This is a genomic window from Leisingera thetidis, from assembly GCF_025857195.1.
Lineage (GTDB): Bacteria > Pseudomonadota > Alphaproteobacteria > Rhodobacterales > Rhodobacteraceae > Leisingera > Leisingera thetidis.
The window spans coordinates 2,121,580-2,141,052 of sequence record NZ_CP109787.1 but is presented as its reverse complement, the minus strand read 5'-3'; the positions used below and the strand labels follow the sequence as shown (position 1 = coordinate 2,141,052).

General features: G+C 64.8%; 12 protein-coding genes. 7 read left to right on the top strand and 5 right to left on the bottom strand.

Annotated features, from left to right (window positions below; translation table 11 throughout):
* Nucleotides 1-86 precede the first annotated feature (86 nt).
* Complete coding sequence (locus OKQ63_RS10180) at nucleotides 87-1,916, top strand: ABCB family ABC transporter ATP-binding protein/permease (RefSeq protein ID WP_264213814.1); 1,830 nt, start codon at nucleotides 87-89, stop codon at nucleotides 1,914-1,916.
* 75 nt (nucleotides 1,917-1,991) lie between these two features.
* Here the strand turns inward: OKQ63_RS10180 and OKQ63_RS10175 are convergent, their stop codons facing one another.
* Nucleotides 1,992-4,160, bottom strand: a complete 2,169-nt coding sequence (locus OKQ63_RS10175) for a methyl-accepting chemotaxis protein (protein WP_264213813.1) — start codon at nucleotides 4,158-4,160, stop codon at nucleotides 1,992-1,994.
* Between the two features lie 646 nt (nucleotides 4,161-4,806).
* Here OKQ63_RS10175 and OKQ63_RS10170 point away from each other — a divergent pair.
* Nucleotides 4,807-5,130: a hypothetical protein gene (locus OKQ63_RS10170; protein ID WP_264213812.1), complete on the top strand. Its 324-nt coding sequence runs from the start codon at nucleotides 4,807-4,809 to the stop codon at nucleotides 5,128-5,130.
* A gap of 52 nt (nucleotides 5,131-5,182) precedes the next feature.
* Here OKQ63_RS10170 and OKQ63_RS10165 read toward each other — a convergent pair whose 3' ends face one another.
* The 3 genes from OKQ63_RS10165 to OKQ63_RS10155 form a co-directional block, all read right to left on the bottom strand.
* A complete protein-coding gene (locus OKQ63_RS10165; protein ID WP_264213811.1) occupies nucleotides 5,183-6,577 on the bottom strand; it encodes an alpha/beta fold hydrolase in 1,395 nt (464 codons plus the stop codon).
* Nucleotides 6,578-7,235: 658 nt separating this feature from the next.
* Entirely contained in the window at nucleotides 7,236-11,069 is a 3,834-nt protein-coding gene (locus tag OKQ63_RS10160) for an efflux RND transporter permease subunit (protein ID WP_264213810.1), read from the bottom strand.
* Nucleotides 11,066-12,181 carry an efflux RND transporter periplasmic adaptor subunit gene (locus OKQ63_RS10155; protein ID WP_264213809.1) on the bottom strand — a complete coding sequence of 372 codons (1,116 nt, stop codon included), beginning with the start codon at nucleotides 12,179-12,181 and terminating at the stop codon, nucleotides 11,066-11,068. Before OKQ63_RS10155 ends, OKQ63_RS10160 begins: the two co-directional genes overlap by 4 nt.
* A gap of 299 nt (nucleotides 12,182-12,480) precedes the next feature.
* On the opposite strand from OKQ63_RS10155, the gene OKQ63_RS10150 reads away from it, so the two are divergent.
* From OKQ63_RS10150 to OKQ63_RS10130, 5 genes are all read left to right on the top strand, one after another.
* Nucleotides 12,481-13,152, top strand: coding sequence for a hypothetical protein (locus OKQ63_RS10150; RefSeq protein WP_264213808.1), 672 nt, complete (start codon nucleotides 12,481-12,483; stop codon nucleotides 13,150-13,152).
* Nucleotides 13,153-13,205: 53 nt separating this feature from the next.
* Nucleotides 13,206-14,528 (top strand): PQQ-like beta-propeller repeat protein, encoded by a 1,323-nt coding sequence (locus tag OKQ63_RS10145; protein WP_264213807.1) that lies wholly within the window; start codon nucleotides 13,206-13,208, stop codon nucleotides 14,526-14,528.
* A 72-nt stretch (nucleotides 14,529-14,600) separates the two neighbouring features.
* On the top strand, nucleotides 14,601-16,064 hold the full coding sequence (gene der, locus OKQ63_RS10140) for a ribosome biogenesis GTPase Der (RefSeq protein ID WP_264213806.1): 1,464 nt from the start codon (nucleotides 14,601-14,603) through the stop codon (nucleotides 16,062-16,064).
* 308 nt (nucleotides 16,065-16,372) lie between these two features.
* Nucleotides 16,373-17,326 (top strand): fatty acid desaturase, encoded by a 954-nt coding sequence (locus OKQ63_RS10135; protein ID WP_264213805.1) that lies wholly within the window; start codon nucleotides 16,373-16,375, stop codon nucleotides 17,324-17,326.
* Nucleotides 17,327-17,393: 67 nt separating this feature from the next.
* On the top strand, nucleotides 17,394-17,951 hold the full coding sequence (locus OKQ63_RS10130) for a helix-hairpin-helix domain-containing protein (protein ID WP_264213804.1): 558 nt from the start codon (nucleotides 17,394-17,396) through the stop codon (nucleotides 17,949-17,951).
* A gap of 72 nt (nucleotides 17,952-18,023) precedes the next feature.
* Here OKQ63_RS10130 and serS read toward each other — a convergent pair whose 3' ends face one another.
* A complete protein-coding gene (gene serS / locus OKQ63_RS10125) occupies nucleotides 18,024-19,316 on the bottom strand; it encodes a serine--tRNA ligase (protein ID WP_264213803.1) in 1,293 nt (430 codons plus the stop codon).
* Nucleotides 19,317-19,473 lie beyond the last annotated feature (157 nt).

Genomic DNA, 19,473 nt, shown 5'->3' with positions numbered 1-19,473 from the left:
CGCGCCCGGGCGGCGCGTTTTTTCTGCCACCCCCTCGCAATGGCGTGAACAGGTGAATATCTGGAGGGGTCTAGCCAGGAACAGCCATGACCCAGACAGACCAGGCCGCCGCGCCGCCGCACGCAGATACCGCCAAGGAAGAGCGCCGGTCCGGCCTGCGCACCCTGCGCAAGGTGGGGCCGTATCTGTGGCCCGCGGGCAACCGCGCGGTGAAGGTGCGGGTGGTGCTGGCGCTGGCGGTGCTGGTGCTGGCCAAGCTGATCGCGGTCTATACGCCGATGCTCTACAAGGGCGCGGTGGACAGCCTGGCGGGCGAGGGCGTGCCGCCGCTGGCGCTGGGGGCGGTCGGGCTGACTGTGGCATACGGCATGTCGCGGATCCTGACCACCGGCTTCCAGCAGCTGCGCGACGCGGTGTTTGCGCCGGTCGGCCAGCGGGCGCTGCGCCGCCTGGCGCTGGAGACCTTTACCCACATTCACCGCCTGTCGATGCGCTATCACATCACCCGCAAGACCGGGGGCCTCAGCCGGATCATCGAACGCGGGGTGAAGGGCGTCGAGTTTCTGCTGCGCTTCATGCTGTTTTCCATCGGGCCGCTGATCCTGGAGCTGACGCTGGTCGCGGTGATCCTGACGGTGCTGTTTGACGCCTGGTACCTGGTTGTGGTGGCGGTCACCATCGGGCTTTATGTCTGGTTCACCTTTGCGGTCACCGAATGGCGGGTGAAGCTGCGCCGGGAAATGAACCAGCAGGACACCGACGCCAACCAGAAGGCCATCGACAGCCTGCTGAACTTCGAGACGGTCAAGTATTTCGTCGCCGAGGAGCGCGAGGCGGCGCGCTATGACGGCGCCATGCGCGGCTATGCCGAGGCGGCGCTGAAGACCGCCTATTCGCTGGCGGCGCTGAACTTCGGCCAGAGCCTCATCATCACCGCGGGCCTGATCGGGGTGATGGTGATGGCGGCGGTCGGGGTGCAGCAGGGCGGCTTGACCGTGGGCGATTTCGTCATGGTCAACGCCTACATGATCCAGATCACCGTGCCGCTCAATTTCCTCGGCACCGTCTACCGCGAGATCCGCCAGAGCCTGGTGGACATGGGCGAGATGTTCGATCTGCTGGAACAGCCTGCCGATGTGAGCGACCGTCCGGGGGCGGGGGAGCTGCAGGTCAGCGGCGGGCGGGTCACGCTGGAGAATGTGCGGTTCTCCTATGACGCCGGGCGGGAAATCCTGAAGGGCATTTCGCTGGAGGCGGCGCCCGGCCAGACGGTGGCCATTGTCGGCTCCACCGGATCGGGCAAGTCGACCATCGGGCGGCTGTTGTTCCGCTTCTATGACGTGACCGGAGGGGTACTGAGGATCGACGGCCAGGACGTGCGCGGCGTGACCCAGAAAAGCCTGCACCAGGCTATCGGCGTGGTGCCGCAGGACACCGTGCTGTTCAACGACACCATCCGCTACAACATCGCCTATGGCCGCGCCGGCGCGACCCAGGAAGAGGTGGAGCAGGCGGCGCGCGATGCCCAGATCCATGACTTCATTGCGGCGCTGCCAGAGGGGTATGACACCCAGGTGGGCGAGCGCGGGCTGAAGCTTTCGGGCGGTGAGAAGCAGCGGGTGGGGATTGCCCGGACGCTTTTGAAGGACCCGCCGGTGCTGCTGCTGGACGAAGCGACCTCGGCACTGGACACCGATACCGAACAGGAGATCAAGGAGGCGCTGGCGCGGGCCGGGCGGGGGCGCACGGTCCTTACCATTGCGCACCGGCTGTCGACCATCGCCGAAGCCGACCGGATTGTGGTGCTGGAGGACGGCGAGATCGCCGAGACCGGCACCCATGAGGAACTGCTGGCCAGGGACGGCCGCTATGCCCGGTTGTGGCAGCGCCAGCAGGCGGACCAGGACGCGGCCTGACGGCTCCAGCGCATCTGCGGCAAAACAGGCCGGTCCCAGGACCGGCCTTTTCCGTTTTGTGCTTTTGGCAGGGGGTCAGAAGTCTTCCCAGCCGGCATTGGCCGTCTTGGCGGGCATCGGAACAGCCGTGCCGAATTCGATCTGTTCGCCGTGGGCACTTGGCGCGGCGGGCTCTGCCGGGGCGGCCTTGCGGACGATGGAAACCGCGGCCCCTGCTATTTTGAACTGGCCCATCAACTCTGCCAGCTTGCCCGCATCAGTGTGCAGCATGTGCCCCGCTGCGGTGGCCTCCTCGACCATGGCCGCATTCTGCTGGGTGACCTGATCCAGCTGGCTGACGCCGGTGTTGATCTCGCTGAGGCCGGTAGACTGTTCGGCGGCGCCTTCGGCGATGTTGGAGACCAGTTCCGAAATGGCGTTGACGCGGCCGACGATGCTGGTCAGCGCTTCGCCGGTTTCGCCCACCAGCTCGACCCCCTGCTTCACATGCTTGGAACTGTCGCTGATCAAGGTCTTGATCTCGGTTGCGGCATCGGCAGAGCGCTGCGCCAGTGCCCGCACTTCGCTTGCGACCACAGCAAAGCCTTTGCCGGCCTCTCCCGCCCGCGCGGCCTCGACGCCCGCATTCAGCGCCAGCAAGTTGGTCTGGAAAGCGATGTCGTCGATCACCGAGATGATCTGCGAGATCTTGACCGAGGACTGTTCGATTTCTGTCATCGCGGACACCGCATTGCGCACCACTTCGCCGCTGGATTCGGCCTCGTGGCGGGCTTCCTGCATGGTATGTTCGACATCTCGGGCACCATCAGCCGAGGATTTCACCGAGGCAGTCAGCTGTTCCAGCGCCGCGGCGGTTTCTTCCAGCGTGGCGGCCTGGCTTTCGGTGCGGTTCGACAGGTCGTCCGACGCCGTGCTGATCTCGGTTGCGCCGTTGTGGATGCTGCTGGTTGCCGCAATCACGTGTTCGATGGTCTCCTTCAGTGTCGCCACTGTGGTGTTGAAGCTCTGGCGCAGCTGCTCGTATTCCTCCGGGAAGGTCTCCTCGATCGTGCAGTCGAGATCGCGGCTGGAAAGGCGGGCGAGATGGTCGTCCAGCATGCCCACAACCGCACCGCGGTCGGCAATGCGACTGGCCTCGATGGAAGCCAGCTTTTCTTCGGCCGCCGCCAGCGCGGTGCGGGTCTGTTCCATTGCGCGGCTGAGCTCGCCAACTTCGGTTCTGGCCTCCAGGTAGGCCGGCTTGAAGTCGAATTCCTTGCGTGCCAGCCTGTTCAGATCGCCCTGCAGAGCGCCGAATTGCCTGGTGAAGGCGGTGATCAGGCGCAGGCCGATGAGACCGCTGGCAATCAGCGAGGCGGCCAGCGCGGCCAGCGTCACGATCAGTGCCTGCCGGGCCTCGCCTGCCTCTTCTTTTGCGATGGCAATCATCGTGCCTGTTACGGTGTTCTCAATGCCGTGCAGCGAGCCGACCCAGCGTGTTGCCCGGTCAAACCAGCCAGTGGCGGGATAGTCCGGCGCCGGGGTGCCGGGGCCGGCGTTCAGAACCTGCTCGCGGATGCCGGGCAGGCCGGTGGCGGCCAGGTCTGCGCGCAAGTCCAGTCCGGGAAGTGCCGGGCCGAAGGCCAGCGCTGCAATGTCGATAAGCTGCTTCTCAACCGCTCCCGTGCGGGTGAACCAGCGGTAGGTGTCCAGGCTGAAACTGCCCTGGCTGAATCCGGCGGCACCGGCGGCGCGCTGCTGGCCTGCGGCTTCCTTGGCATAGGCAAGATTGACGAGTCCGGAGCCGAGCTGCGCCAGCCCGGCGTTCTGCTGATGCAGCAGCTGTGCGCTGACATCGCGCAGGATGCCGGCGATTGTGCCGGAGTAACGGACGCCCATCTGGCCGGGCTCGAGGTTCAGGCTGGTCACGGCATCGCGCAAAGAGGCCAGCGGCTCCAGATGCTTGAGCGTGCCGGCCGCGGTGCCGGGGACATTCCGCACCGCTTCGTCCACCTTGGTGCGGGCGGCTTCCAGCTCTGCGGCGGCAGATTTTCCGCTGCTCGACAGGTAGACGGCAGACAGTCCGCGCTCGACCTGCATGTAGTGGACAACCTCCATCAGCGCCACGGATTCCTGCGTTTTGACCTGCGTGACCTGTGCACTTTGAAAGCGGCCCCAATCCGAATAGGCCTTGAAACCGCCGATGCCGGCCAGTGCGATGAACGGGACCGCGATCAGTGCAAGGATTTGTGAACGTAATGACATTTTTCTTTTCCCCAACCAGAAGGAGTACTTGGAGCGGGAAACCGGAAGCTCCGAATGCTGATTTGCATACAGAAAATAAGATTGCGTGAACTCATGTAGTGAATCTGGTCCGGCGGAATGGCGGGGCGCCGGTATTTTCCGGATGAGAATGCGCAAGATTTACGCGTTTTTCCCGTAACGTGCTCGCGGAATGGGCGCTGGAAGCGGATGAAGCGCTTCGAAGTCATACCGGGGGCTGGGGTGTTGTGTTTGTTTGCAAAGGTTTAGCTGCCTTCAGCCGGATACCGGATCCGGCGTCCGTTGAGGATGGGCACCCAAAAGGATTTTATGAATTACTGCGGTAAAAAGGGCCGGGTTCTGATCGGTCAGCTGATGGATCCAAGCACCCTTGGCTGGGGGCTGCGAATCAAATCTGCGGTTTTTCTGCATTTGCAACTTGAAGGGTTCACGTCCAACCTGGCGGGGTAAAAGCTGCCGCCCATAGATGCCGGAGGACTGCCGCGCGGGCCGGCCGGGCCGGGGAGGGCGCCCGGAGAAATCTGCCAGCCGGTTTCCCATTGACCGGTGGAAAGCTGGCTCTAGAGTGTCGGCACTCCAGGGAGCAGCGGCACCGGCGCCTGCCTGCCCGAAAGAAAAGGAAAACTAGATGAAGACACTTCTGACCGCCGCTGCTGCCGCTTTGCTCGCCTTGCAGGCCCCGGCCTTTGCCGAGGATTTGGATTTCCTGCTGATCAACGACAGCAGCGCCGATCTGGTTGAGTTCAACGTGTCTCCCGCCTCGTCGGGCAGCTGGGAAGACAACCTGATAGACGGCGGCTATCTGGCGCCGGGCTATGAAATCGGGGTGTTGATCGCCGATGGCGCAACGACTTGCGTTTACGACATCCGCGGCAGTTTTGCGGACGGGTCCGAGGCAGAGGACTACGGGCTCGATCTGTGCGACCTGGGCGAGTACACCTTTACCGACTGACGCCGCCCACAGCTTCGGCGGTTTGCGTAAGCCCCGCTTGCCGAGGGGCTTTTCATTGCCGGAGGTGGTGACGGATGAACGGTTCCACCGCATCAAAGAACTGGTCGAATCCCGGCTGGCCTTCGATACCGATGTGGTTGCTGCCCGGCAGCTCGGCAAAGCGCGCGCCTTGGATCAGCCTGGCTGTCAGCTGGCCCTGGCTGACCGGCACCACCCTGTCGCCGGTGAAATGCAGGACGAGGGTTGGCACCCTCAGCTGCCGGGCCAGGGCACAGACATCGATCCGGCTGTTCATCCGGTAGATCCGGGCTGCGTTCTCCGGGGTGACGGTGACTCTTTGCAATTCGTCGAAACTGTCCTGCACGGCAAGCGGCGCATCAGGCAGGAAGGCGGAGGTGAAGAAATTCCGGTAGACGGGCGTGTCCGACCCCCAGCCCTCGCGGATCATCATCAGGGCGGTTTCGTACATCTTCTTCTCTTCCGGAGTGTTGCGTGCAATGCGCCCCTGGACGTAGCCGCCGAACAGGACCAGGCAGGCCACCTGCTCCGGGTGCCTGCTGGCATAGTCGATGGCAAAGGCTGCGCCTTGGCTGATGCCGAAAAGCGCAAAGCGGCTGAGGCCCGCCGCCGCGGCAACTGCTTCCATGTCCTCGATCATGGCGGCGGCGCTGACGCGGCCGGTATCCCAATCCGACAGCCCGTTGCCGCGCTGGTCGAAACGCACCAGCCGGTGGTCGCGGGCAAAGCGGGTCAGAAAGGGCGACATGAAGGGGCTTTGCCATTCGTATTCGATATGGTTGAGCCAATGCGGTGCCCGCAGCACGGGCGGGCCTTCACCCACGCTGGCATAGGCGATATGGGTGCCGTCCGCGCTGACGCAGAAGGAGACCTGCTGACTGTGCGCCAGGTGGGATTTCGGATGTTCCGGCGCCTGGTCCGGAACCCACTGCCAGACCCGCACCGGGCGTGAGATGTTTTTGACCCGCTGGCTGCCGAGATCCCTGAAGCCGCTGGCGACCCGGGCCTGCACCGTCTGATAGACGATGTCGGAAATGCAGACACCGCCCGGCCGGGCCAGACCTTCCAGGCGTGCCGCGACATTGACGCCATCGCCGTACATGTCGGCCTCGTCAAAGATGACATCGCCCAGGCTGATGCCGACCCGGTACTTGATCTTCTGTTCGTCCGCCTGTGCAGTCTCGCGTCCGGTCATTTCCTGCTGGATGCCAAGGGCACATCGCACGGCGTCCTGGGCCGACACGAATTCGGCGATCAGCCCGTCGCCGGTGGTTTTGACAATCCGCCCCCGGTTCTGCGTGATCGCGGGATCGATCAATTCGCGCCGGTGCTGTTTCTGGCGGGCAAGCGTCGCCTCGTCGTCCATTTCCATCAGCCGGGAGTAGCCGACCATGTCCGATGCCAGTATTGCTGCAAGCCGGCGTTCCATCCGCATCCCCTCCTGCGGGCAGGGTAGCAGAAATCCCGTCCGGCTGCCTGCTTTATGGCAGCTTGCGCACCGGTCCCGAAGCGTGGCAGCCCGTCTGCCGGGGACTGACCCGGACCGGCGGCGCGTCAACGGTAACAAATTTCTGCCAGCCAGCCCAGGTGCCCGCGGCTGGCAGCCATTGAGCCGTGACCCGCCCGCGGCGGCAGCGCACCGGCACCTTTGCAACATGCGCCGGATGCTAAAGCGGACCTTCCCTCAGTGCCTGTGAAAGGCTCGTGTCGGTGTCAGCTGTGAGCTTTTCAGAGAAGGGAAATGCAGTCTGTCACCCCATGCCGTTCTTGAAAATGTCCTCAGGCGCTGCTGGATACCTTGAACATCGCAGACGGTATGCTGCCAGCCAACTCAGCCGGGCCGCCGAAAGCTTGTGGGTATTGCAGGATCCTGCACGCCGGGGAACCGGCCGGCGCGCCCTTTGCGACATGCGGCCAAGCTTTGCAGAACCTGATCGGTGCGCGCCGCCGCAGTTGCGGCCGGGCCAGGCAGGCCGCGCGTGCGGCAAAAGTCCGGTCTGTCACGCGCAGCAGAGTTGGCAGTTCACCGCGCTTGACACAACTGGCCCTGATAGAGAAATGCCCCGCCGGGCCGGGCGGGGCACTGATCATTCTGCTGCGCGCAGCGTGTCTTCGGCGGAGGGCAGAGAGGGCTCGGGGTCCCCGGAGGATCCGGCCTCTGCCGCTGCCTGCTGTTCGCCGCTGTCCCACTGAATTTCGGTTGTGGGCAGCTGGCGTGCCTTTCTGAACAGTCTGGAGTCCTGAGCGATGCGGCTGGAGCGGCCGCGGGTGATCCGCGACAACGCCTTGCCCAGCATCTGCATGTAGGTGGAGAACCACACCCGGATCGCCAGCAGCGAGGGTGTCACCACCAGGGTCAGCACGGTGGCGATGCCCAGGCCGAAGACCACTGCCGTGGCCAGCTGTTTCCACCACAGCGCGGTGGGGCTGTCGATCGAATAGCCGCCGTTGATGAAGTCGAGGCTGATGCCGAACATCATCGGTGTCAGGCCCGCCATCGTGGTGATGGTGGTCAGCAGCACCGGGCGGATGCGCGCCTCGGCGGTGCGGATGATGGCTTCGATCCGCGGCATCTGCTGGCTGAACTCCTGGTAGGTGTCGATCAGCACGATGTTGTTGTTCACCACAATCCCCGCCAGCGCCACGATGCCGGTGCCGGTCATGATGATCGAGAACGGCTGCTGCATCACCATCATGCCAATCAGCACGCCGGTGGTCGACAGCACCACCGCCAGCAGCACCAGCACCGAGTTGTAGAAGCTGTTGAACTGCGCCAGCAGGATCACGAACATCAGCGCCAGCGCGCCGGCAAAGGCCTTGGACAGGAAGGCACCGGATTCCGCCTGCTCCTCCTGGTCACCGGTCCATTCCCAGGAGATGCTGCGCGGCAGCGGGTCGGTCTCCAGCCATTCGGTGAGGACGGCTATCCGCTCGTTCGGGTTCACCGGGCTGACCCTGGCGCCGCCGTCCAGCGCAGCCTGGAGGGCGTCCAGGCTTTCAGCACCGGTCAGCTGCACCAGCTGCAGGGTCTTGCCGTTCGGCGCGGTCACAGTTTCTCCAGCCGCGGCAGTGCCGTCCGGCAGTTCCTTGAGCAGCGCGAGGCGGGTGCTGCTGCCGGTTTCCGGATCCACTGTCTCAGCCTTGCTGAGGCCCGGCTCCACGTCGGCCTTGACGTCATAGAACCGCTCCTGGCCGATGCGGTTGATCTGCGCCAGTTTCGGCACCGGCTGGCGGGTGATGAAATTCGACAGCGGCACCAGCCCGTCACTGGTGCGGACCTTGAGGTTGTCAAGCGTCGACAGCACCCGGTCCTGTTCCGGCAGGCGGACGCGGATGTCGATTTCCTCGTCCGAGCTGTCGACCCGCATGGTGTCCAGCAGGATGCCGCGGGTGACCAGCTGCACCATCGCACCCACGGTTGCCACATCGGCGCCGTAGCGGCCGGCCTTTTCGACATCGACGTCGATCTGCCAGTCTATGCCGGGCAGCGGCAGGCTGTCTTCGACCAGGATCAGGCCGGGGGTGTTTTCGAAATGCTCCCGCGCGGTGAGGGCGGCGGCGGTCAGATCCTCCCAGCCGTCGCCGCGCAGCCGCAGGTGGACTGGCTTGCCGGTGGCGGGACCCTGCGCCAGGGCGCGGACCTCAACCTCGAACCCGGGCAGCTTGGCCATTTCGGCGTTCAGCTCATCCAGAACGGTGTTGCCGTCGTACTCCGCGGCGATGATCTCTTTCTCAAAGCCCAGGTACTTGCTCATCAGCCCGCCGAACCAGCCGTCCAGCGGCTCGCTTTCGGTCGGGCGGTCTTCCCAGGGGATGATCTCGAACTGCACCTGGCCGATGGTGTCCGGCGGCAGCTGCGCGCCGGAGCTGTCGGTGTTGAGGCCGCCGTCACCGGCAAAGGAGAAGACGTTGATCACCGCATGGTGCTGCAGGATGATGTCTTCGGCGGCGCGGACCATCTCGTCCTTTTCGTGCAGCGAGATGTTGCCGCGGGCGCGGACATAGGCCGAGGCCTGCTCCGGTTCCGAATCCACGAAGAATTCGACGCCGCGGTTGTTCTCGCCGTAGGCGGAGAAAACAGCCGAGATGGCGACCACGACGGCGATAATGGTCACCACCGGCATCACCGGATTGCCGGCAATGAACTTGATCACATGGCCGAAGGGCGTGTGGTGATAGCCGGGCACGACCTCCTTCTGCTCCCGCTCGATCTTGACCGCGCTGAGGGTGATGGAAGCGGCGAAGGACGACAGCGTAAAGACCAGCCCGCCAAACAGCAGGGCGCCAAAACCGCCGGCGTTTTCGCCCAGCAGGTAGGCGGGATTCAGCATCTGCATGGCGCCGGCGAACATGCCCCACATGGAAACCGGCACCAGGGCGGCACGCAGCCACCAGGGCGCGATCGCGCGCAGCGCGCGGGAGGCGCCTTCGAAGGTGCGGCTGACGCGGCCGGTCACGCCGCCGATCACCGGCAGGTAGATCAGCGCAACCAGCAGCGAGGCCGAGAGCACGAAGATCATGGTGACCGGCAGCATGCCCATGAACTCGCCAGGCACACCGGGCCAGAACAGCATCGGCAGGAAGGCGCAGAGCGTGGTGGCGGTGGAGGACACCACCGGCCAGAACATCCGCTGTGCGGCCTCGACATAGGCGTGCATCGGGCCGGAGCCCTCGCGGATGCGCTTGTCGGCGTATTCAACGATCACGATGGCGCCGTCCACCAGCATGCCGACGGCCAGGATCAGGCCGAACATCACCATGTTGGAAATGGTCACGCCCATCAGTGCCAGGAAGGCAAAGCACAGCAGGAAGGAGGTGGGGATCGCAAAGCCCACCAGCAGCGCGGCCCGGCTGCCAAGCGCGGAGAGCACGACGATCATCACCAGCGCCACCGCCGTCAGAACCGAACCTTCGAGCTGGCTGACCATCGAGCCGACCACGCGGCTCTGGTCGTTGGAGGTGCCGACCTCAACCGCGGCCTGCAGTTCCGGCGGCCATTTTGCCTTGGATTCCTCCAGCGTCGCCTTCACCAGATTGACGGTGTCGATGACGTTGTAGCCCTTGCGCTTGACCACCTGCAGAGCGACCGTGTCCTCGCCGTTGAAACGCGCGGTGCCTTCGCGGTCCTCGAAGGTGAAGTTGATCTGCGCCAGTTCGCCAAGCGTCACCACCCGGTCGCCGTTGGTCTTGATGGGCAGCCGGTAAATGTCCTGCACCTCGTCAAAGGAGGAGGGGATCTTGACGGAAAAGGAGCCCTGGCTGGATTCCACCTCACCGGCTGCAATCAGCTGGTTGTTGTTCTGCACGACATTGATCAGTTCCAGCGCGGTGACGTTATAGGCCTCCAGCCGCAGCGGGTCGATCAGCACCTCGACCATCTCGTCGCGGTTGCCGGCGATGCCGGCCTCCAGCACCGCATCCAGCGCTTCAAGATCGTCCTGCAACTCCTTGGCGATGCGGGCCATCGTGCGCTCCGGCACGGCGCCGGTCAGGTTCACGATGACGATCGGGAATTCGGAGAAGTTGATTTCGGTGATCGAGTATTTCTCGGCGCCGTCGGGGAATTCCGCCTCGGCCTTGTCCATGGCGTCGCGCACGTCGGCCATGATCGCGGTCTTGTCCCAGCCGAATTCGAACTCCAGCGCCACCCCGGCATAGCCCTCGGCAGCGGTGGAGGTCATCTTGTCGAGCCCGTCGAGATCGGCCAGCTCGGTCTCCATCACCTTGACCATCAGGGTTTCGGCGTCCTCGGCCGAGATGCCGGGGAAGGGGACCGAGATGAACAGGGCGGGGATTTCGATGTCCGGCTCGCCCTCCTTGGGCAGCATCGAATAGGCAAAGCCGCCGACCAGCAGCGAGATTGCGATGAACGCAAGGACCATCCGGGCGCGGCCGGCGGCCCAATCGACGATGCCAATCACTGTTCACTCTCCCGGTAGGTGGCCGCCACGGCGACGCCTTCGGTTACAAAGTCCTGTCCCACGACAATCACATCCGCGGTTTCGGGCAGGCCGCCGAGCCAGACGCCGTCGGCCTCATCCCGCAAAAGCTGCACGGGGAAGAATACCACAGTGCTGTCAGCGCCGACAGCGCGCACGCCCAGCCGCCCCTCGTTGTTCAGGGTCAGCGCCGATTGCGGCAGCTTGTGGGCCAGCGAGCCGGCCGAGGAAATGGCGATGTCGGCGGTCTGGCCGTCGCGGATGCTGAGATCCGGGTTCGGCACGGTGATCTCCACCTCGAAGGTGCGGGTGCTGGGGTCGGCGGAGCGGCTGAGGAAGGTCACCTTGCCCTGCACCTGCTTGCCGGTGGCCAGCTCGGCGCCAGCGGTGGCGCCCAGCGTCACCTTGTTCACCTCGGCCTCGGGCACGTAGCCAACCAGCTTGATGGTATCAAGCTGGATCACGGTGGCGCAAAGGCTGCCGGGCTGCAGCAGGCTGCCGAGCTCGGCGGTGTCGCTTTCCAGGAGGCCGTCAAACGGCGCCGTGATGGCCAGGTTGCCGATTTCCCACTCGGCGGAGGCCACGGCTGCAAGGGCCGAACGCTCCGCCGCTTCGGCAGATGCCAGCCGGGTCTCGGACGCGTAGCCGCCCTCGGACAGTTTCGAAGCGGCGGTGAGATTGATCTTGGCCTCTTTCAGCTGCGCCTGCGCCTGCAGCAGCATTGCCGGGCGGGTGCCGGGGTCGAGCTCGCACAGCAGGTCGCCCTTCTTGACATGGGCGCCCTTGCGCAGCGGCTCGGAAATCACGGTGGAGGTGGTTTCCGCCCGCACTTCGACCTGGCGGATGGCCTGTGTCTGGCCGCGCAGGATCACCGCGCTGCCGATGGTGCGCGCCTTGCTCTGCAGCGCCACCACGCCGACGCGCGTCTCAGGCGTCTGTGCCGGCTCCGGGCCCGCCGGCGCCTCGGTGCCCTCGTGGGCGGTTTCGGGGGCTTTCTCGCCCCGGGCAAAGGCCATCAGTTCATCACGCTGAATGACCACCATAAAGAGGCTGGCGGTCACAGCCGCTGCGGTCAGTATCGGAATGATACGCATGTCGGGCCTTTCCTGTTTCCTGTCTGCTGCCTGCGCCGCTGGGCCTTGCCGGTGCGCGGCAAGGGCGGCAAGGCCTGATCGCAGAAGCGAGTCGCGCGTAATGTGATAGGGCTGATATAGGATATGTCCATTCTAAACTAAGTGGTTTAGTTCACATTTCTCGGTTTTCCGGCCTGAATGCCGGTGTTTCTGGTGCAAACGGGCCACTTGGCTTGGCGTTTGAGCCGGGGTAAGAGGGGCGCAACGCATTCAATACCGGCGCGGGCGCAGGCCCGGACCGTGCAGATCAGGGGCTTTTCATGAGCGATACCGACAGCTTTATCGATGAGGTGACCGAAGAGGTCCGCCGTGACCGGCTTTTCCTGATGCTCAAGCGCTGGGGCTGGGTTGGCGGTGCTGCGGTGGTGCTGATTGTCGGCGGCGCGGCGTTCCGCGAATACAGCAAGGCGCAGGACCGGGCCGCGGCCGAGGCCCTGGGCGACGCGATCACTGCGGCGCTGGAAACCGAAGGCGGCGCGGATCAGGCTGCGGCGCTGGCCGCGGTTTCGGCAGACAGTGCCGGCGGGGCGGCCATTCTGAAGATGCTGGAAGCCGGTGCGCTGGCGGAGGCCGGCAAGACCGGCGAAGCGGTTGCGCAGCTGGAGGCCGTGGCCATCAATGGCGAGCTGCCGCTGATCTACCGCCATATCGCCAGTTTCAAGGCGCTCACCCTGCAGGCCGGGACCCTGAGCCTGGCAGACCGCCGCCTGCAGTACGAGGCGCTGGCCCAGCCCGGCGCGCCGCTGGCGCTGCTGGCCTCGGAACAGCTGGCGCTGCTGGACATCGAGGAAGGCAACAGCGAGGCCGCTATCGGCCGTCTTCGCGGCATCGCCGCGGATGCGTCTGTCAGCCCGGACTTGAAAGACCGCGCAACTCAGGTGATTGTGGCGCTTGGCGGCTCCCTGGAGGATGCTGCTGCGCCAGAGGGGTAAGGCGCTCCGCGGAGGGGAACTTGCGGTACAGGAACGGCAGACAGGGCAGAGCAATGACAATAATCAAGACTTTCTCCCGGGCACGGGCTCTTCTTTGCACAACCGCGGCGGCGGCCATTCTGGCGGCCTGTGCGGAGGAAGAGATCATCCTGCGCGGCGCGCGCGAGGATATCCGCCCGGAGGCTGCCGTGGAGGTGGTGAACCAATCGCGGGCCATTTCCCTGCCGCAGCAGGTTGCCAACGCCGAATGGGCCCAGGGGCATGGCGCCGAGGCCGGGCGTACCGCGCATCCGGCGCTGTCGCCGGCGCCGCAGCGCATCTGGTCCGCCCCGATCGGGCAGGGCGACGGGCGCCGCCAGCGCATCACCGCGACCCCGGTTGCCGGCGGCGGGCGGATCTACACGCTGGACAGTGCCGCACAGGTTTCCGCGGTATCGCCGCAGGGGCAGGTCCTGTGGCAACGCGGGCTGATCCCGGCCGCGGATGATGAAGGCCAGGCGACCGGCGGCGGATTGGCCTATGACAATGGCGTTGTCTACATCTCTTCCGGCTTTGGCGTGCTGACGGCGCTGAATGCCGCCGATGGCAGCCTGATCTGGCGCCAGGAGCTGGAGGCCACCGGCTCCGGCCAGCCGCGCGTCAGCGGCGGGCTGGTGTATCTGGTGGCAGGTGACGACACCGGCTGGGCGGTGAATGCCAAGGACGGGCGCATCGCCTGGCAGATCGAGGCCTCGCCGTCGGCGTCGAATATTCTTGGCGCGCCGGCGCCCGTGGTCACAAATGACCTTGCCATTTTCGCCTTCGGCTCGGGCGACCTGATCGCCACCTTCCGCCGCGGCGGCCTGCGCCGCTGGAGTGCCTCTGTTTCCGGCAAACGCACCGGCCAGACGCTGTCGCGGATCAGCGACGTGACCGGCGCGCCGGTGGTGTCCGGAAAGCGGCTGTATGCCGGCAACAACTCGGGCCGCACCGTGGCGATCGATCTGGATACCGGCGACCGGCTGTGGACCGCGCGCGAAGGCGCCTCCGGCACCGCCTGGCCCGCGGGCGGCAGCCTGTTCCAGGTCAGCGATCTCAACCAGCTGCTGCGCCTGGATGCAGGCAGCGGCGAGGTGATCTGGGCGGTGGACCTGCCTGGTTTCCTGAAAGACAAGCCGGGCAAGCGCGGCCGGATCCATGTGCATTACGGGCCGGTGCTGGCCGGCGGGCAGATCATTGTCGCCTCCAATGACGGGCTGCTGCGTTTCTTCAATCCGCAGGATGGCAGCCTCGCTCGCACGGCCGAGGTGCCGGGCGGCGCCACAACAGCGCCGGTGGTCGCAGGACGCACGCTTTACGTGGTTTCCTCCAAAGGTGAATTGCTGGCATACCGCTGAACGGTGTTTCCGGGTGGCGGATGCCGCGCGGATGCGCTATGAGCCGCGTCTGAATCGCAGAAAGCTGGTCTGATGTCCTTTACCCTCGCCATCGTGGGCCGCCCCAATGTGGGCAAGTCCACCCTTTTCAACCGCCTCGTGGGCAAGAAGCTGGCGCTCGTCGATGATCAGCCCGGCGTCACGCGCGATCTGCGCGAGGGCGAGGCGCGGCTGGGAGACCTGCGGTTCACGGTGATCGACACCGCCGGTCTGGAGGATGCCACCGACAACTCGCTGGAGGGCCGGATGCGGCGGCTGACCGAGCGGGCGGTGGACATGGCCGACATCTGCCTGTTCATGATCGACGCGCGCACCGGGGTGACGCCAACGGACGAGATCTTTGCCGACATTCTGCGCCGCAAGTCCGCGCATGTGATCCTGGCCGCCAACAAGGCTGAGGGCAACGCAGCCGAAGCCGGGGTGCTGGAAGCCTACGGGCTGGGCCTGGGCGAGCCGCTGCGCCTGTCCGGCGAGCACGGCGAGGGGATGCCGGACCTTTATGGCATTCTGCAGCCGCTGGCGGAGAAATTCGAGGCGGAGGCCGTCGATCATTCGCCGGACACCGATGTCGAGGTCTATGAAGAGATCGGCGAGAACGAGGAAGAGGTCATCCCTGTTCCAACCGATGCCAAGCCCCTGCAGGTGGCCGTCGTGGGCCGCCCGAATGCGGGCAAGTCGACGCTGATCAACAAGATCCTGGGAGAGGAGCGGCTGCTGACCGGCCCGGAAGCCGGGATTACCCGCGATGCGATCTCGCTCAAGATCAACTGGAAAGACGTGCCGATGCGGGTGTTCGACACCGCCGGCATGCGCAAGAAGGCCAAGGTGCAGGAGAAGCTGGAAAAGCTCTCGGTTTCCGACGGCCTGCGCGCGGTGAAATTCGCCGAGGTCGTGGTGGTTCTGCTGGATGCGAGCATCCCGTTCGAGCAGCAGGACCTGCGGATTGCCGACCTGGCCGAGCGCGAGGGGCGCGCGGTTGTGGTGGCGGTCAACAAATGGGACGCCGAAGAGCACAAGCAGGAAAAGCTGCGCGACCTGAAAGAGGCCTTTGGCCGCCTGCTGCCGCAGCTGCGCGGCGCACCGCTGGTGACCGTGTCTGCCAAGACCGGCAAAGGGCTGGACCGGCTGCACGACGCGATCATGCGCGCCTATGCCACCTGGAACCGCCGGGTGCCGACCGCGGCGCTGAACCGCTGGCTGGTCGGCATGCTGGAACAGCACCCGCCGCCAGCGCCGCAGGGCAAGCGGATCAAGCTGCGCTACATGACCCAGGCCAAGAGCCGGCCGCCGGGGTTCGTGGTGATGTGCTCGCATCCGGACAAGCTGCCGGAGAGTTACACCCGCTATCTGGTCAACGGCCTGCGCGAGGATTTCGACATGCCCGGCACCCCGATCCGCCTGTACATGCGCGGGCAGGGCGACAAGAACCCCTATAAGGGCAAGCGGGCGAAGAATGCCGGCGCCCTGGCCAAGCATCTGAACAAACGCGGCAGCTGATCCTGGCCGCGGGCGGCGCGCTCCCGCCCGGCCCGGCACAGTCTGAAGACTGCATCGGCCCCGTTGGGCCCGGCGCCGCCCTGACGGGCGGCGCTTTGGCGTTTCGCGGGTCCTGGCGGCCGATGGCCTGTCCGGCGCCCGCATGGCAGGCCGCGCTGCCATTGCAGCGGCGGCCGTCCAACCCTATGGTTGCATCATTCGTTTTGCGGTAGCCTTGCCTTTGGGCCTGGCGGGATTATTTGGACCTTTACCTTGGATGGGCTGCGCCTTTTGCGCAGCTGTCACACACTGATTTTATGGACGGTTTCATGGATCTGAGGGCACATACGCGCAAGTTCACGGAAAAGGACAACCGGCTGGCGGCGCTCAGCTATTTCGGGACGTTTGCGGTCTATTTCGCAGCGCTCAGCCTTGCCATTGCCGGTGTGGACCGCTGGTATGTGATGCTGCCCGCAGGTGTCGTTTTTGCCTTTGCCGCAGTGCGGCTTTATGTGCTGCAGCATGACACCGGGCATCATTCGCTGTTCGAAACCCGGCTGCAGAACGAGCTTGCCGGCCATGCGCTGTCGCCCTTCACCTTTGCCCCGTTCGAGGTGATGAAGCAGAACCACAACCTGCACCATTCCAACATCGGCAATCTGGAGCACCGGGAGACCGGCGAGATCCACACCATGACCCTGCGGGAGTGGCGCGGGGCAGGGTTCTGGGAGCGGCTGGGCTACCGGCTGTACCGCAACCCGTTTGTGCTGGTGCCCCTGGGGGCGGCGTTCACTTATTTCATCCGCTACCGCTGGCCGAAGAACACGGTCCGGTTCGGCGTCTTGGGTGTGATCCTGCACAACATGGTGATCGTGGCGATGCTGGCGCTGCTCTACCGGGCAGCGGGGATGACCGGCATCTGGGTGTGGCTGGCGTTTTCCTTTCTTGGCGGCATGATCGGGGTGTTCCTGGTCTACCTGCAGCACAATTTCGAAGACACCTACTGGGACCGCCGCCCGGATCTGAACCCGCAGGTGGCAGCGCTGCAGGGCTCGTCCTGCCTGGATTTCGGCTGGTTTTTCGACATGGCGGTGGCCAATATCACCCTGCATGACATCCACCACTACAATGCCCGGATCCCCTCGTACCACTTGCGCCAGTGCCACTACAGCCTGCCGCCGGAAATGGGGCTGCGCCGGATCAGATTCCCGGAAGCGGTCCGGGCGCTGGCACTGAAGCTATGGGACGAGGAGAAAAAATGCCTTGTCCCCTTTCCCGGCTGAAAACAACTGTGCAAATCTTGGCCGGGATGCCGGTTAGCGGGCATTTGCGAGGAAGAAAGAACCGGCCATGATGCCTATTCGGAAAATGCGCGGGGTCGGGCCGGCATTGGCAAGGCATCTGCTGGCGCATGGTGTCGCCACCGTGGAAGACCTGGCCGGCATGGATGAGTCCGAATTGTGCAGCATCCCGAACATCGGAGCGAGCCGGGCAGCAGTGTTGAAGAAAGTTGCAAGAACGGAGACAGAAACTATGGCTGAATCCAAACCCGCGGCACAGGCGGCTGGAGGCGGGCGCGTGACACCGGAAACCCGGCACTCCGAAAAGGCTTCGGAGCAGAGCACGCCGCCTTCGCAGGACGAGATGAACGCAAGACTGGCCGAAGCCGAAGCTGCGCGTCAGGCCGCTGAGGGCAAGGCCGTAAAAGCCCAGGCCAAGGCGCGCAAGGCCAAGAGGATGGCAGCGCAGCTGGCTGAAGAGTTCGCGGTGGCCAGGGTAAAGGCCAAGAAGAAAGCGAAAAAGATGAAGGCGAAGGCAAAGAAAGCCATCGAGAAGGAAAAGGCCAAAGCCAAGGCCATTTTGGACGGCCAGGCTTCCGGAAAGAAAAAGAGCAAGTCGAAGAAGTGACTGTAAGTCTTTTATTTTAAAATAAAACTGACGCCGGTGGGGCGTCAGTTTCTGTTTCTCTGAGCCGTTGCTTCAGACCAGCTTGCCCTCGGCGGTCAGGGTCAGCTTGCCGCCCAGGTAAGGCGCCAGCGCTTCCGGCAGCTTGACCGAGCCGTCCGCCTGCTGGCCGTTTTCCAGCACCGCGATCAGGCAGCGGCCCACCGCCAGGCCGGAGCCGTTCAGGGTGTGCACGAACTGCGGCTTGCCGCCGTCCGCGGGCTTGAAGCGCGCATTCATCCGGCGGGCCTGGAAATCGCCGCAGACCGAGACCGAGGAAATCTCGCGGTAGGTGTTCTGGCCCGGCACCCAGACCTCGATGTCATGGGTCTTGCGGGCGCCAAAGCCCATGTCGCCGGTGCACAGCACGATGGTGCGGTAGGGCAGGCCCAGACGCTCCAGGATGTTTTCGGCGCAGCGGGTCATGCGCTCATGCTCTTCCAGGCTGGTGTCCGGGTGGGTGACCGAGACCATCTCCACCTTCTCGAACTGGTGCTGGCGCAGCATGCCGGCGGTGTCCTTGCCGGCCGAACCGGCCTCGGAGCGGAAGCACTGGGTGTGCGCCACATAGCGGCGCGGCAGGTAGCCTTCCTCGACGGTCATGCCGTTGACGATGTTGGTCAGCGTGACCTCGGCCGTCGGCACCAGCCACCAGCCGTTGGTGGTCTTGTAGCTGTCCTCGCCGAACTTGGGCAGCTGGCCGGTGCCGTACATCATCTCTTCGCGCACCAGCACCGGGGTCCAGGTTTCGGTCAGGCCGTTGTCGTCGACATGGGTGTTGATCATGAACTGCGCCAGGGCGCGGTGGATGCGGGCCACGGCGCCGGACAGCACCACGAAACGGCTGCCCGAAAGCTTGGCCGCAACCTCGAAATCCATGCCGGGCTTCACGCCTTCGATTTCGAAATGCTCCTTGGGCTCGAAATCAAAGGGTTTCGGCTCGCCCCAGCGGCGGATTTCGACGTTGTCGTCCTCATCCGCGCCCAGTGGAACATCCTCGAACGCCAGGTTCGGGATGGTGGACAGCATGTCATTCAACTGCTGGTCAAGGTCCTTGGCCTCGGTGTTCATCGCGGCCACTTCGGCCTTTTTCTCGGCCACCAGCGCGCGCAGGCGCTTGAACCCGGCCTCGTCGCCGCGGGCCTTGGCGGCGCCGACTTCCTTGGACGCCTTGTTCTGCTCGGCCTGGGCGGTTTCCGCGGCCAGGATCTTGGCACGGCGGGCCTCGTCCAGTGCCAGGATCTCGGATGACACGCCCGCGTCCCCGCGCCGCGCCACAGCGGCGTCGAAAGCGGCAGGATTTTCGCGGATAGCGCGGATGTCATGCATGAGAGTCTCTCCTAGCGTTGGAAGATGGTTTGAATCAGTAGAACCATCCTATGACGCAAGGGTGAACAAAGGGGAAGGGGGGCGTACGGTCTATGCTGCAAGTGGGATATTCGGGCACAGAAGCCGCATCCTGCCAGCGGCCGGAAATGCAAAGGCC

Coding starts and splice junctions, on each gene's coding strand:
- OKQ63_RS10180 (WP_264213814.1), top strand. CDS start 87: ATGACCCAGACAGACCAGGCCGCCGCGCCGCCGCACGCAGATACCGCC.
- OKQ63_RS10175 (WP_264213813.1), bottom strand. CDS start 4,160: ATGTCATTACGTTCACAAATCCTTGCACTGATCGCGGTCCCGTTCATC.
- OKQ63_RS10170 (WP_264213812.1), top strand. CDS start 4,807: ATGAAGACACTTCTGACCGCCGCTGCTGCCGCTTTGCTCGCCTTGCAG.
- OKQ63_RS10165 (WP_264213811.1), bottom strand. CDS start 6,577: ATGGAACGCCGGCTTGCAGCAATACTGGCATCGGACATGGTCGGCTAC.
- OKQ63_RS10155 (WP_264213809.1), bottom strand. CDS start 12,181: ATGCGTATCATTCCGATACTGACCGCAGCGGCTGTGACCGCCAGCCTC.
- OKQ63_RS10150 (WP_264213808.1), top strand. CDS start 12,481: ATGAGCGATACCGACAGCTTTATCGATGAGGTGACCGAAGAGGTCCGC.
- OKQ63_RS10145 (WP_264213807.1), top strand. CDS start 13,206: ATGACAATAATCAAGACTTTCTCCCGGGCACGGGCTCTTCTTTGCACA.
- der (WP_264213806.1), top strand. CDS start 14,601: ATGTCCTTTACCCTCGCCATCGTGGGCCGCCCCAATGTGGGCAAGTCC.
- OKQ63_RS10135 (WP_264213805.1), top strand. CDS start 16,373: ATGGATCTGAGGGCACATACGCGCAAGTTCACGGAAAAGGACAACCGG.
- OKQ63_RS10130 (WP_264213804.1), top strand. CDS start 17,394: ATGATGCCTATTCGGAAAATGCGCGGGGTCGGGCCGGCATTGGCAAGG.
- serS (WP_264213803.1), bottom strand. CDS start 19,316: ATGCATGACATCCGCGCTATCCGCGAAAATCCTGCCGCTTTCGACGCC.